Here is a 12,322-nt window from a genome sequence, read left to right as displayed (position 1 = left end):
CCGTGCCCCAAGTTCTGCGCCAGCACGCTGAAGACCAGTTCGCCGAGGAACTGGCCGAACTCAAGCGCGCCGACACCCGCCAACGCCCGGCCAACTGGGAGCTGTCGCCCTGGGCCGTGGTGCGCTACCTGATGGGCGGGCGGCTGGACAACGGCTTCGAGCTGAGCGCCAAGTACATCGGCGATGCACGGCTGATGGAGATCGCCGTCGCCACGCTGGCCACCGACCGCGCGCTGCTGCTCTACGGCGTGCCGGGCACGGCCAAGTCCTGGGTGTCAGAGCACCTGGCGGCGGCCATCAGCGGCGATTCGACGCGGTTGATTCAAGGCACCGCCGGTACCAGCGAGGAGCAGCTGCGCTACGGTTGGAACTACGCGCAGTTGCTGGCGCATGGGCCGTCGGAAGCGGCCCTCGTGCCCAGCCCGCTGATGCAGGCCATGCGCGCCGGCAAGATCGCCCGCGTGGAGGAGCTGACGCGCATCCCCGCTGACGTGCAGGACAGCCTCATCACCGTGCTGTCCGAGAAGACGCTGCCCATCCCCGAGCTCGGCAGCGAGGCGCAGGCGGTGCGCGGCTTCAGCGTCATCGCCACGGCCAACAACCGCGACAAGGGCGTGAACGAGCTGTCCGCCGCGCTGAAGCGGCGCTTCAACACGGTGGTGCTGCCGGTGCCGGCCAGCGCGGCCGACGAGATCGCCATCGTCACCAAGCGCGTGGGCGAGATGGGCCGCGCGCTGGAGCTGCCGGCCGAGCCGCCGGCGCTCAAGGAGGTGCAGCGCGTCGTGCAGATCTTCCGCGAGCTGCGCAGCGGCCAGACCGAGGACGGCAAGACGCGCATCAAGTCGCCGAGCTCGACGTTGTCCACGGCAGAAGCGATCTCGGTCATCAACAGCGGCATGGCGCTGGCCGGCCACTTCGGCGACGGCGTGCTGCGCCCGGCCGACATGGCGGCCGGCCTGATCGGCGCCGTCATCAAGGACCCGGTGCAGGACCAGGCGGTGTGGACGGAGTACCTGGAGACGGTCGTGAAGGAGCGCAGCGACTGGAAGGACCTGTACCGCGCGTTCCGCGAACTCTGACGTGGAACATTTCTTCGGCATCCGCCACCACGGGCCGGGCTGCGCGCGCAGCCTGGTGCGGGCGCTGGACGCATTGAAGCCCGACTGCGTGCTGATCGAAGGCCCGCCCGAGGCCGAAGGCCTGCTTGGCGCAGTGCTGCAAGAAGGCATGACGCCGCCCGTGGCGTTGTTGAGTTATGCGCCGGACGAGCCGGGCCGCGCCGTGTATCACCCCTTCGCCGAGTTCTCGCCCGAGTGGCAGGCGCTGCGCTGGGCTGCCACGGCCGCCGTGCCGGCGCGCTTCATCGACCTGCCGGTGGCGCTATCGCTGGGCCGCGAGCGTGAAGACACCGAGCTGCGCGCCGACCCGCTGAGCCGCCTGGCCGAAGCCGCCGGCTATGCCGATGGCGAGGCTTGGTGGAACGATCAGGTCGAGGAGCGTGGCGATGGCGAGCAGCTGTTCTCGGCAATTGCCGAGGCGATGAATGCGCTGCGTGCCGACGCTGGAGAAAGCGACCCGCACGACCTGCTGCGCGAAGCCCACATGCGCCAGTGCCTGCGCGCAGCGAAGAAGGAAGGTTTCGAGCGCATCGCCGTCGTCTGCGGCGCCTGGCATCTGCCCGCGCTGCAGGCCGACGTGACCGCCAAGGCCGATGCGGCGCTGCTGAAGGACGCCCAGGCCGGCCAGAAGAAGCTCAAGATCGCCTGCACCTGGGTGCCGTGGACCTACCGGCACCTGACGCGCGCCAGCGGCTATGGCGCCGGCATCGCCTCGCCCGGCTGGTACGAGCACTTGTGGGCCAGCACGGCGGGCGACCAGCCGCGCGCCATCGGCTGGCTCGCCCGCGTGGCCACGCTGATGCGGGCCCGCGACCTGGACTGCTCCTCCGCCCACCTCATCGAAGCCGCCCGCCTGGCCGACACGCTGGCCGCGCTGCGCGGCCGCCCGGCGCCGGGGCTGGAGGAGTTGCACGAAGCCACGCGCACGGTGCTGACGCTGGGCGACGACACGGTGCTGCGCTTCGTGGCCGACGCCCTCGTCGTGGGCGACCGCTTTGGCCAGGTGCCGGCGGACGTGCCCACCGTGCCGCTGCAGCGCGACCTGGAGCAGGCGCAGAAGAGCCTGCGCCTGAAGGCCGAGGCGCTGCAGAAGACGCTGGACCTGGACCTGCGCCAGAACAACGACCTGGCCCGCAGCCACCTGCTGCACCGGCTGCAGCTGCTGGAGCTGCCGTGGGGAGCGATCACCCGGCTGGGCCGCTCGGCGCGCGGCAGCTTCCACGAGGTGTGGACGCTGCAATGGCAGCCCGAGTTCGCGCTGCGCCTCATCGAGGCCAGCCGCTGGGGCCAGACGGTGGCGCAAGCAGCCACGAACCGCGCCATCGAGCGCAGCGCCGAGATCGAGAGCCTGGCCGAGCTGTCCGCGCTGGTGGACCGCGTCCTGCTGGCCGACCTGGAAGGCGCCGTCGCCGCCACGACCCGCGCGCTGGAAGACCGCGCTGCACTGACCGGCGACGCCGCCCAGCTATTGGCGGCGCTGCCGTCGCTGGCCAACGTCTTCCGCTACGGCAACGTGCGCCAGACCGACGCGGCCATGGTGGGCCATCTGCTGGACAGCCTCATCCTGCGCGCGGCGCTCGCGCTGCCGCTGGCCTGCACCGCGCTGGACACCACCGCCGCCGAGGCGCTGCGCGAGCATCTGCTGGCCGGCCACGCCGCCGTCGGCCTGCGCGCGGGCGACGCGCAAACCGCCGCCTGGCGCCACGCGCTGGAGCAACTGGCCGGCCTGCCCACGGCGCACGAGCTGCTGCAAGGCCTGGCCACGCGGCTGCTGCTGGACGGCGGCGACTGGGGCAGCGAGCGTGTGGCGCAGCAGCTGTCTCTGCACCTGTCTTCTGGCGCGCCGGCGGCCGATGCGGCCGCCTGGCTGGACGGCTTCCTGAACCGCAATGCAGTCGTGCTGCTGCATGACGACGCGGTATGGCGGCTCGTCGACGACTGGCTGGCGGCCTTGAGCGAGGACCATTTCATCAGCGTGCTGCCGCTGGTGCGGCGCAGCTTCTCGCACTTTGCCGCCGGCGAGCGGCGCGACCTTGGCACACGCGCCGCACGCGGCGCCGTGACGGCTCAAGTGAGCGGTGCCGCCGACTGGGACGAGGCACGCGCCCTGCTCCCCCTGCCGCTGCTGCGGCGCCTGCTGGAGCTGCCCGCATGAGCACCGATGAAGACCGCCTGCGCCGCTGGCGCCTGGTGCTGGGCAGCGAGGCTGAGGACGCCTGCGGCACGCTGAACGGCCCGGCGCTGGAGATGGATCGCGCATTGACCGCGCTCTACGACCCGCAAGGCCCCGGCGGCCTGCAGTCGCGACGCGGCGGTCGGGACAAGTCGGCGCCCAGCGTGGCGCGCTGGCTGGGCGACATCCGCAACTACTTCCCCAGCCAGGTGGTGCAGGTCATGCAGCGCGACGCGCTGGAGCGGCTGAACCTGCGCGACATGCTGCTGCAGCCCGAGATGCTGAACGCCGTGCAGCCCGATGTGCACCTGGTCGCCCAGTTGATGGCGCTGTCGCGCGTGATCCCGGCCGGCACCAAAGACACGGCGCGGCTGGTCGTGAAGCGCGTCGTCGACGAGTTGATGAAGCGCCTGGACGAGCCGCTGCGTTCGGCCATCAGCGGCGCGCTGGACCGCAGTCAGCGCAACCGCCGCCCGCGCCACGCCGAGATCGACTGGCACCGCACCATCCGCGCCAATCTGCGCCACTGGCAGCCGGCGTATCGCACCGTCGTGCCGCAGACGCTGGTGGGCTACGGCCGCAAGGCGCGCCGCCCGCAGCGCGAGGTGGTGCTGTGCATCGACCAGAGCGGCTCCATGGCCAACTCGGTCGTCTACTCCAGCATCTTCGGTGCGGTGATGGCCTCGCTGCCCGCGGTGGCCACCAAGCTGGTCGTGTTCGACACGGCCGTCGTCGACATGACCGAGCAGCTGGACGACCCGGTGGAGCTGCTGTTCGGCGTGCAGCTGGGCGGCGGCACCGACATCAACGGCGCGGTGGGCTATTGCCAGTCCGTCATCCGCGAGCCGCGCAACACCATCCTCGTGCTGATCTCGGACCTGTTCGAAGGCGGCGTGGAGGCCGGCCTGCTGAAGCGCGCGGCCGAGCTGGTGGAGAGCGGCGTGCAGTTCGTGGCGCTGCTGGCGCTCAGCGACGAGGGCGCACCGTCGTATGACCACGCGCTCGCCGCCAAGCTGGCGGCGCTGGGCGTTCCGTCGTTCGCCTGCACGCCGGACGCCTTCCCGGGCTTGATGGCCGCCGCCATCCGGCGCGACGACATCGGCGCCTGGGCGGCCGGCCAGGGGCTGGCCACCAGCGTGGCGGCGCGCTGACCGGCAGCGCGCTCAGCGCGGCGCTGCCGCCAGCGGCTGCGGCCGCACCGCCGTCGGCTCGATGCCGAACATGCGCTTGTGCGTGCGGCTCAGGTGGGCCGAGTCGGCGAACCCGGCCTGGTGTGCCGCCTCCGTCCAGGAGGCGCCGGCCATCGCCGCATCGATGGCCCGGTTGATGCGCAGCCACAGCAGATAGGCGCGGAAGGACGTGCCGGTGCCGGCCACGAACAGGTGGCGGAAGCGGCTCTCCGACAGCGCCACGGACGCCGCCACCTCGCCCAGCGACAACGGCTGCGCCACGCGCGCCTGGATGAACGCCAGCGCGCGGGCCAGGCGCGGGTCCAGTTCGGCGTCGGGCTCCGTGCCGGCGCCGCACAGCGCGCCGATCGCCGCGACGGCGGCCTGCTGCATGGCAAGCGCGGCGGCATCGGCGGCAAAGGCCGCGAACAATAACTGTGCCGTCGAGCGGGCATCATCGGCCGGCAGCGCGGCCACCTGCCCGGCGCCGAAGCGCGCCATCAGCGCCCTGCCCGCGCGGCTCTCGGGCTCGACGAACAGGTGTGCCACGCGCAGGCCGTCGACCTCGAACTGATGCGCGCAGTGGCTGGGCACCAGCGCGCCGGCAAAGCCCGTCCAGGCCCCTTGCGCCTCGGTGCGGAAGCGCAGCTCGCCCTCGGGTGCAAGCGCCAACTGGTGGGCATGGTGGGCATGCCATTCGGTGCGACCCTGGCTGCGGCCAATCCACAGGCTGCCGCCCGGCCAGGAGTAGATGCGGCCGCTGCCGTCGCTGCCCCGGCCCGGCCGCGACACGAGGCTCCAGGCCGTTGCGGATTCGGTGCCAGGCTGGGTCACGCCAGCGCCTTCATGTCAGCCGTTTCGTTCAAGCGCATGTGGCTCTCACCAAGAAGAATTCGAGTCATTCCTTCAGCTCCGGCAACGCCCGCCATGAACCTCTCGCCCGACTTCGCCCGTCGCATCCGCCCCAGCGTCGATGCCGAACTCGCCGCTGCCCGGTGGCAGGAGCTGCGCGGCAGCGCCGACCTGGCACTGCACCACCTGGAGCGAGCCCACATCCTAGGCCAGGCGTCGACGCTGGCGCATGTCCGCGCGCACTGGGCCATGCTGACCTGGGCCCTGCGCCAGCGGGACCTGCGTGAGCTGCTGGGCCAGGCCTGGCGCACCGCCGGCGCGGCGCTGAAGACCTGGGCCTGGGTGCCCGTGGGCAACACAGGCCGCGCCAACGTCAGCGGCTTCAAGCCCATGCCCGTGCCCGCCGACCTGCAGCGGCTGATCGACGCCGCGCGCCGGCCCTAGCCGCCCAAACCCTCCCTTCCTCTCAACCACGGGGCGCTTCGACGCCCGGGGACGAACTCGTCCCGCAACTTCAGGAGTCACCGCCATGCCCCGTTCCAGCCTCCTCGGCACCGTCGCCGCGCTCGCCAGCGCCGCCGTCCTCATCGCTTGCGGCAGCCCGCCCAAGGACCTCGACCTGTCGCTGCAGCACGCCAGCACGCAAGGCCATTTCGTCGTCGGCCTGACGCCTCCGGCGGGCGGCCCGGCGATCAACCAGATCCAGACCTGGCAGCTGCGCCTGACGGCGACGGACGGCCGGCCGGTGTCGCAGGCGCGCATCCTGTTCGACGGCGGCATGCCGCAGCACGGCCACGGCTTCCCGACCCGGCCGCGCGTCACACGCGAGCTCAGCCCCGGCGTCTACGCGCTCGAAGGCGTCAAGTTCAGCATGTCGGGCTGGTGGGACATGCGCCTGGGCATCCAGGCCGGCGACCGCAGCGACACCGCCGTCTTCAACGTCGTGCTGGCCGATGGCCTGCGCTGAGGAGGCGGCATGAAGCCCAAGCTGCTGGCGGCGCTGGCCGCACTGCTGTCTGCCGCCGTGCTCGGCCCATGGGCTGCTGCCGACACGGCTGGCTGGACGGCCGCCGAGCGGGCCACGCTGGCCAGCTTGCACCTCGGCAAACTCGCGCCGCCGCCGGCGGACCCGTCGAACGCGGTGGAGCGCCGCGCCGAGGCGGCCGCGTTGGGTAAGCGCCTGTTCTTCGACGCCCGCCTGTCGGCCAACGGCAAGGTGTCCTGCGCCAGCTGCCACGCGCCGGAGCGCGGCTTCCAGGACGGCCGCCCGCTCGGCGAAGGCATCGCCACCGGCAGCCGCCGCACGATGCCCGTGGCGGGCGCGGCGCACGCCAGCTGGTTCTTCTGGGACGGCCGCAAGGACAGCCTGTGGTCGCAGGCGCTGGGCCCGCTGGAGGACGCCGCCGAGCATGGCGCCAACCGCGTGCAGCTGGTGCGGCTGCTGGCCAGCGCCTACCGGCCCGAGTACGAGGCCGTCTTCGGCCCGCTGCCGCCCATGGCCGGGCTGCCCGAGGCGGCCAGCCCGCTGGGTACGGCGGCCGAGCGCGAGGCCTGGGCGCGGCTGCCGGCCGGGCAGCAGGCGCAGGTCGACCGCGCCTTCGCCAACCTCGGCAAGGCCATCGCCGCCTACGAGCGGCGGCTGATGCCCGGCGAGAACCGCCTGGACCGCTACATCGCCGCCGTCAGCGGCCGCGTCGCCGATGGCTGGGCGCAGGACGAGGCGGCGCTGTCGGCGCAGGAGGTGCGCGGCCTGAGGCTTTTCATCGGCGAGGCGCAGTGCGTCAGCTGCCACGCCGGCCCGCTGCTGACCGACCAGCACTTCCACAACACCGGCGTGCCGCAACGCAACCCGCTGCAGCCGGACCGCGGGCGCGCCCCGGCCATCGCCCGCGTGCAGGCCGACCCGTTCAACTGCCTGGGGGCCTTCAGCGACGCGCCGCCCGAGTCCTGCCAGGAGCTGCGCTTCATCGCCGACACGGACCCGCACATGGCCGGCGCCTTCAAGACGCCCGGGCTGCGCAACGCTGCTGAACGCGCGCCCTACATGCACGCGGGGCAGATCGCGACGCTGGAGCAGGTGATCGCGCACTACGTCGCGGCACCGCAGGCGGCGGTCGGCCACAGCGAGCTGGCCCGCCCGGGGCAGCGACACGGCGAGCGCCGCCCCATCGCCCTGACGGCGCCCGAGGCCGCCGACCTGGTCGCCCTGCTGCGCAGCCTGTCGGGGCCGATCTGCGAGGCCCCAGGCGGCCTGCCCTGCCGCACCGACGCGACGCCGCGTTAGCGCCCCGCAGCCCGCTCCTGCTCCTGCAGCCGCAGCACCCGCCGCTGCACCTTGCCGGTGGTCGTCATCGGCAGCGCGGCGATGAACTCGATCTCCTTCGGGTACTCGTAGGGCGCCAGCCGGGCCTTGACGTGGGCCTGCAGCGCCGCGACCAGCGCCGCATCGCCCCTGTGGCCATCGGCCAGCACGACATAGGCCTTCACCAGCGCACCGCGCTCGGCGTCGGGCTTGGGCACGACGGCCGCGTTGGCCACAGCCGCGTGCTTGAGCAGGCAGTTCTCTATTTCTCCAGGGCCGATGCGATAGCCGGCGCTCTTGAAGACATCGTCCGCGCGGCCCTCGTACCAGAGCGTGCCGTCGGCGTCCATGCGCGCCAGGTCGCCGGTGCGGCACCAGCTGTCATCGGGCGCGCCGGTGAACTTGGCGCGCGTCGCCGCGTCGTTGTTCCAGTAGCCGAGGAAGAAGACGGGGTCGGGCTCGCCATGGCGGTCGCGCGCATGCACGGCCACCTCGCCGGTCTGGCCCGGCGCGCATTCACGGCCGTCGTCGTCGATGACGGCCACGCGATGGCCCGGGTAGGCGCGGCCCATGCTGCCGGGCCTGGCCGGCCACAGCGCCTGGCAGTTGCCGACGACGTAGTTCATCTCGGTCTGACCGAACATCTCGTTGACGGGCACGCCGAGCGCATCGCGGCACCAGGTGAACACCGCGTCGCCGACGGCCTCGCCCGCGCTCATCAGCGCGCGCAGCTTGAGCCTGTGGCGCTGCGGCCGGGGCTCGGCCTTCATCATGGCCTTGAGCGCGGTCGGAAACAGGAAGCTGTGCGTGATGCCGTAGGTCGCCATCAGCTCGAAGGCCTTGGCGGCCGAGAAGCGGCCTTGATACGCCAGGATGGGCCGGCCGAAGTAGAGCGTGGGCAACAGCGCATCCATCAGCCCGCCCGTCCAGGCCCAGTCGGCGGGGCTCCAGAAGACGGCATCGCTGGGCTGCCTGGCATCGAAGGGATCAAAGCCCAGCCAGTTCTGGCTCGCGACAAAGCCTGTCAGGTTGCCGATCAGCGCGCGCTGCGGGATCAGCGCGCCCTTGGGGTTGCCCGTCGTGCCGCTGGTGTAGATCAGGATGGCCGCGTCGCCGGCCTTGGTCGCCACCGGCTTGAAGCGCGCCTCCTCGGCCTGCAGCGCCTGCATCCACGGCAGCTCGTCAGCCGCAACCGGGCAGTCGCCAACGACGAGGATGCGTCGCATCGTCGGGCAGCGGGCCTTCACCTCGCGCAGCGCCGGCAGCGCCTCGCAGGCGGCGATGGCGAGCACGGCGCCGCTGTCCTGCAGCCGGTACTCCAGCGCCTCAGCGCCGAACAGCATGGACAGCGGCATCGCCACCGCGCCGATCTGCTGGATGGCGATGTGGGCGACTGCCGTCTCGAAGCGTTGCGGCAGCTGGATGGCGACCCGGTGGCCGCGCCGCACGCCCTGGTTCAGCAGCGCGTTGGACAGCCGGTTGGCGGCGCGCTGCAGCTGCGCATAGCTGTACTGCGTGCGGCAGCCGCTCTCACCGTCGAAGTAGATGGCCGTGGCCTTGGGCGTGTCCCGCGCCCAGCGGCCGCAGCAGGCCTCGGCGATGTTGAAGTCGTCCGGCACCTGCCAGCGGAAGGCGGCGTGCAGTTGCTCGTAGCGGTCTTGCATGGGCCACCCGGGTTGGGACAAGGGGGCGGATGCTAGCCAGCGTTGCCCATGCCGGCCTCATGGATTGCCCGGGTCTGACACCGGGCAGTCAACGAGTGGCCTCAGAGACCCAGCCAGGAAGAGGGCGACCACCGGCTCGGCCGGTCACCATCCGCGTAGCGCTCCAGCGCGTCGCCCGTCAGCCGGCAGATGCGCCACTCGGGCATCACCTCGGCGCCGAGCTTTTGATAGAAGCGGATGGCGTCCTCGTTCCAGTCCAGCACCGTCCAGTCGAAGCGGCCGTAGCCGCGCTCGCAGGCCAGCTGCGCCAGCTCGACCAGCAACGCGCGACCCAGGCCGCTGCGGCGGTGGGCCGGGCGAACGTAGAGGTCTTCGAGGTAGAGGCCGGGCTTGGCCAGGAAGGTAGAGAAGTTCTTGTAGAACAGCGCGAAGGCGACGACCTCGCCGCCCACCTCGCCGACCAGGCACTCCGCAGCCGGCTCGTCGCCGAACAGATGCGGCTCAAGCCGGTCCGGCGTGACCGCCAGCAGATGGGTCAGGTTCTCGAATTCGGCCAGCTCGCTGATCAGCTGGACGATGGCTCTCAGGTCGCGCGGCTCGGCGGGGCGGATGTCATGGCGGGGTGCGGGCATGGCGCATTGTCGACGGGCCGCCGTGTCCTACAGTGCGGATATGCCCGATGTCTACACCGCAAACCGAGCGCATCGCAGCGAGTTCGTCCAGCTTCGCGGCCTGCGCCAACACCTGCTTCACTGGGGCTCGCCGCAGCCGGGCCGGCCGCCGCTGGTGCTGCTGCATGGCTGGATGGATGTCGGCGCGTCCTTCCAGTTCGTCGTCGATGCATTGCAGGGCGAGCGCGAAATCGTCGCGCTGGACTGGCGCGGCTTCGGCCTGAGCGAGACGCCCGACGCCGACTGCTACTGGTTCCCCGACTACCTCGGCGACCTCGATGCGCTGCTGGACGCGCTGAGCCCCGATGCGCCGGTGGACCTTGTGGGCCACAGCATGGGCGGCAACGTGGCGATGAGCTATGCCGGCGTGCGCCCGCAGCGCATCCGCCGCCTGGTCAACCTGGAGGGCTTCGGCATGCCCGACGTGTCGCCCGCCGCCGCGCCCGAGCGCATGGCGCGCTGGCTGGACGAGCTGAAGACGCCGCCGACGCTGAAGCCCTACGCGACGCTGGCCGACGTGGCCGAGCGGCTGCGCAAGACCAACCCGCGCTTGGCCCAAGACAAGGCCGCCTGGCTGGCCGGGCACTGGGCGCGTGAGACGCCGGATGGCTTCCTGCTGAACGCCGACCCGGCCCACAAACTGGCCAACCCGGTGCTGTACCGCAAGGCCGAGGTGCTGGCCTGCTGGCAGCGCATCACCGCACCCACGCTGTGGGTGGAAGGCAGCGACGACCAGCTGACGCGCTTCTGGGGCGGCCGCTTCCCGCGCGAGGAGTTCGAGGCGCGGCTGGCCGTCGTGGCTAACCTGCAGCGCCGCGTGCTGCAGGACGCCGGCCACATGCTGCACCACGACCAGCCCGAGGCCCTGGCCGCCGTGCTGCAGGCCTTTCTGGACGGCCCGTGAAGCTGCCTGCCGCCGCGCTGCTGCTGGCACTGGCCGCGACCGGCGCGCAGGCCGCCTGCTCGCGCGAGCTCCGCATCGGCGTGTCCAGCCTGGGCTATGCGGCCTACCAGCAGGACGGCCAGATGCGCGGCATCATCCCCGACCTGGTCGCCGCGCTGGCCCAGCGCAGCGGCTGCCGGCTCAGGCTGGCGCTGCGCCCGCGGGCCCGGGTGATGCTGGAGTTCGAGCAAGGCCAGCTCGACATCGTCACCTCCTCGATACGCACGCCCGAGCGCGACCGGTTCGGGCATTTCCTGCCCTATGCCTATGCCGAGCTGGACCTGCTCCTGCTGAACGAGACCCTGCCGCGCACGATGCGGGATCTGAGTCAGCGCCCCGAGTTCAAGCTGGGCCTGGTGCGCGGCGTGCGCCTGGGCGACGTGCTGACCGATTGGGTGGAGCCCATGCTGGCGAGCAAGCAGGCGGAGTACTCGCCCGACTTCGAGAACCTCGCGGCCAAGCTGAGCGCCGGGCGCATCCAGGCCGCCCTCATTCCCAGCATCATCCACACCAAGATGCGCCGCGACGGCCTGCTGCCGGTGCAGGCCACGGCCGTGGACCTGACGGACGCGCCGCCCGAGACCATCGGCCTCTACGTCAACCGCAAGAACGTGCCGGACGCGGACCTGCAGCTGCTGCAGCGCCATGTCGAGGCGCTGCGGCGCGAGGGCCAGGTGCAGCAGGTCTATGCCCGCCACATCGGCGAGGCCGACGCCAGGCGGCTGTTCAGGAGTGAGCCGGCGGCGCGCTGAACTTCAGAGGCCGCCGAGCCAGCGGCCGGCGCGGCCCATGGCCTGCAGATCGGCGAAGCGGGTCTCGCCGCGCGCGTTCAGGGTCGGCCACAGGCGCAGCAGCAGCTCGGCGGTCGCCAGCGTGTCGGCGGCGGCGCGATGGCGCTGGGCGCAGCGGATGCCGAAGCGGGCCATCCAGTCGTCCAGCGAGCCGGCGCCCGGCATCGGGTGCAGGGCCGCCGCGACCGGCGCCAGGTCGGCCCAGCGGTTGCGCAGGCGCCGGCCCAGCAGGCGCTGCATGTCGCGCTGGATCATGGCGCGGTCGAAGGGCGCATGAAAGGCCAGCAGCGGCGCCTCGCCCACCCAGGCCGCGAAGGCCTGCAGCGCCTCGGCCGCCGGCCGGCCGCCGCGCTGGGCGGCCAGGCCGATGCCGTGCAGCAGGATGTTGGCGCGCGCGGCCTCGTCGGGGGTCTGCACGGCCTCCTGCTGGCGCAGCAGCAGCTCGAAGCTGTCGCCCAGCCGGATGACGGGCGGGCCGGCCGACAGATCCAGCGCGATGCCGGCGATGGCCAGCAGCCGGTCGTGCTCGACGTCCAGGCCGCTGGTTTCGACGTCCAGCACGATCCAGCGCGTCGCCGGCTCGGCCGCAGCCGCGCGCCGCGCCCACCAGGCGGTCAGGGCCTTCATCGCAGTCGTCCA

12 protein-coding genes are annotated in these 12,322 nt (G+C 72.2%); 8 read left to right on the top strand and 4 right to left on the bottom strand.

Annotated elements, in window-relative coordinates:
• Nucleotides 1–2 precede the first annotated feature (2 nt).
• The 3 genes from ACG00Y_RS20035 to ACG00Y_RS20025 are packed head-to-tail and all read left to right on the top strand — an operon-like array spanning nt 3 to nt 4,442.
• The gene (locus ACG00Y_RS20035) at nt 3–1,079 is read left to right on the top strand and encodes an ATP-binding protein (RefSeq protein ID WP_394481952.1); all 1,077 of its coding nucleotides are present in this window, start codon (nt 3–5) and stop codon (nt 1,077–1,079) included.
• Between the two features lies 1 nt (nt 1,080).
• Nucleotides 1,081–3,273 carry a DUF5682 family protein gene (locus ACG00Y_RS20030; RefSeq protein ID WP_394481898.1) on the top strand — a complete coding sequence of 731 codons (2,193 nt, stop codon included), beginning with the start codon at nt 1,081–1,083 and terminating at the stop codon, nt 3,271–3,273.
• Nucleotides 3,270–4,442, top strand: coding sequence for a VWA domain-containing protein (locus ACG00Y_RS20025; protein ID WP_394481897.1), 1,173 nt, complete (start codon nt 3,270–3,272; stop codon nt 4,440–4,442). The genes ACG00Y_RS20030 and ACG00Y_RS20025 overlap by 4 nt, the downstream gene beginning before the upstream one ends.
• A 12-nt stretch (nt 4,443–4,454) precedes the next feature.
• Here ACG00Y_RS20025 and ACG00Y_RS20020 read toward each other — a convergent pair whose 3' ends face one another.
• Nucleotides 4,455–5,294 carry a helix-turn-helix domain-containing protein gene (locus ACG00Y_RS20020; RefSeq protein WP_394481895.1) on the bottom strand — a complete coding sequence of 280 codons (840 nt, stop codon included), beginning with the start codon at nt 5,292–5,294 and terminating at the stop codon, nt 4,455–4,457.
• A 93-nt stretch (nt 5,295–5,387) separates the two neighbouring features.
• Here ACG00Y_RS20020 and ACG00Y_RS20015 point away from each other — a divergent pair, with 93 nt between their 5' ends.
• The 3 genes from ACG00Y_RS20015 (at nt 5,388) to ACG00Y_RS20005 (ending at nt 7,596) form a co-directional block, all read left to right on the top strand.
• Complete coding sequence (locus tag ACG00Y_RS20015) at nt 5,388–5,756, top strand: DUF3703 domain-containing protein (RefSeq protein WP_394481893.1); 369 nt, start codon at nt 5,388–5,390, stop codon at nt 5,754–5,756.
• An 85-nt stretch (nt 5,757–5,841) separates the two neighbouring features.
• Nucleotides 5,842–6,279: a FixH family protein gene (locus tag ACG00Y_RS20010; RefSeq protein ID WP_394481891.1), complete on the top strand. Its 438-nt coding sequence runs from the start codon at nt 5,842–5,844 to the stop codon at nt 6,277–6,279.
• 9 nt (nt 6,280–6,288) lie between these two features.
• On the top strand, nt 6,289–7,596 hold the full coding sequence (locus ACG00Y_RS20005) for a cytochrome-c peroxidase (RefSeq protein WP_394481889.1): 1,308 nt from the start codon (nt 6,289–6,291) through the stop codon (nt 7,594–7,596).
• Here the strand turns inward: ACG00Y_RS20005 and ACG00Y_RS20000 are convergent.
• On the bottom strand, nt 7,593–9,278 hold the full coding sequence (locus ACG00Y_RS20000; protein ID WP_394481887.1) for an acetate--CoA ligase: 1,686 nt from the start codon (nt 9,276–9,278) through the stop codon (nt 7,593–7,595). The two genes, ACG00Y_RS20005 and ACG00Y_RS20000, sit on opposite strands and share 4 nt — an antisense overlap.
• A gap of 101 nt (nt 9,279–9,379) precedes the next feature.
• Nucleotides 9,380–9,910 (bottom strand): GNAT family N-acetyltransferase, encoded by a 531-nt coding sequence (locus ACG00Y_RS19995; RefSeq protein ID WP_394481885.1) that lies wholly within the window; start codon nt 9,908–9,910, stop codon nt 9,380–9,382.
• A 40-nt stretch (nt 9,911–9,950) separates the two neighbouring features.
• On the opposite strand from ACG00Y_RS19995, the gene ACG00Y_RS19990 reads away from it, so the two are divergent.
• Nucleotides 9,951–10,853 (top strand): alpha/beta fold hydrolase, encoded by a 903-nt coding sequence (locus ACG00Y_RS19990; RefSeq protein ID WP_394481884.1) that lies wholly within the window; start codon nt 9,951–9,953, stop codon nt 10,851–10,853.
• Nucleotides 10,850–11,644: a substrate-binding periplasmic protein gene (locus ACG00Y_RS19985; RefSeq protein WP_394481882.1), complete on the top strand. Its 795-nt coding sequence runs from the start codon at nt 10,850–10,852 to the stop codon at nt 11,642–11,644. Before ACG00Y_RS19990 ends, ACG00Y_RS19985 begins: the two co-directional genes overlap by 4 nt.
• Before the next feature lie 3 nt (nt 11,645–11,647).
• On the opposite strand, the gene ACG00Y_RS19980 is transcribed toward ACG00Y_RS19985, so the two are convergent.
• Entirely contained in the window at nt 11,648–12,310 is a 663-nt protein-coding gene (locus tag ACG00Y_RS19980) for a 3'-5' exonuclease (RefSeq protein ID WP_394481881.1), read from the bottom strand.
• Nucleotides 12,311–12,322: the final 12 nt, after the last annotated feature.

Source organism: Pelomonas parva (assembly GCF_043555835.1).
GTDB classification, from domain to species: Bacteria; Pseudomonadota; Gammaproteobacteria; order Burkholderiales; family Burkholderiaceae_C; genus Pelomonas; species Pelomonas parva.
The sequence above is the reverse complement of the archived record's forward strand: the minus strand, read 5'-3'. Positions and strand labels throughout refer to the sequence as shown.

Bases quoted from the DNA above. Each gene is read 5' to 3' on its own strand.
- ACG00Y_RS20025 (WP_394481897.1), top strand. From the start codon at position 3,270: ATGAGCACCGATGAAGACCGCCTGCGCCGCTGGCGCCTGGTGCTGGGC.
- ACG00Y_RS20015 (WP_394481893.1), top strand. From the start codon at position 5,388: ATGAACCTCTCGCCCGACTTCGCCCGTCGCATCCGCCCCAGCGTCGAT.
- ACG00Y_RS20010 (WP_394481891.1), top strand. From the start codon at position 5,842: ATGCCCCGTTCCAGCCTCCTCGGCACCGTCGCCGCGCTCGCCAGCGCC.
- ACG00Y_RS20005 (WP_394481889.1), top strand. From the start codon at position 6,289: ATGAAGCCCAAGCTGCTGGCGGCGCTGGCCGCACTGCTGTCTGCCGCC.
- ACG00Y_RS20000 (WP_394481887.1), bottom strand. From the start codon at position 9,278: ATGCAAGACCGCTACGAGCAACTGCACGCCGCCTTCCGCTGGCAGGTG.
- ACG00Y_RS19995 (WP_394481885.1), bottom strand. From the start codon at position 9,910: ATGCCCGCACCCCGCCATGACATCCGCCCCGCCGAGCCGCGCGACCTG.
- ACG00Y_RS19990 (WP_394481884.1), top strand. From the start codon at position 9,951: ATGCCCGATGTCTACACCGCAAACCGAGCGCATCGCAGCGAGTTCGTC.
- ACG00Y_RS19980 (WP_394481881.1), bottom strand. From the start codon at position 12,310: ATGAAGGCCCTGACCGCCTGGTGGGCGCGGCGCGCGGCTGCGGCCGAG.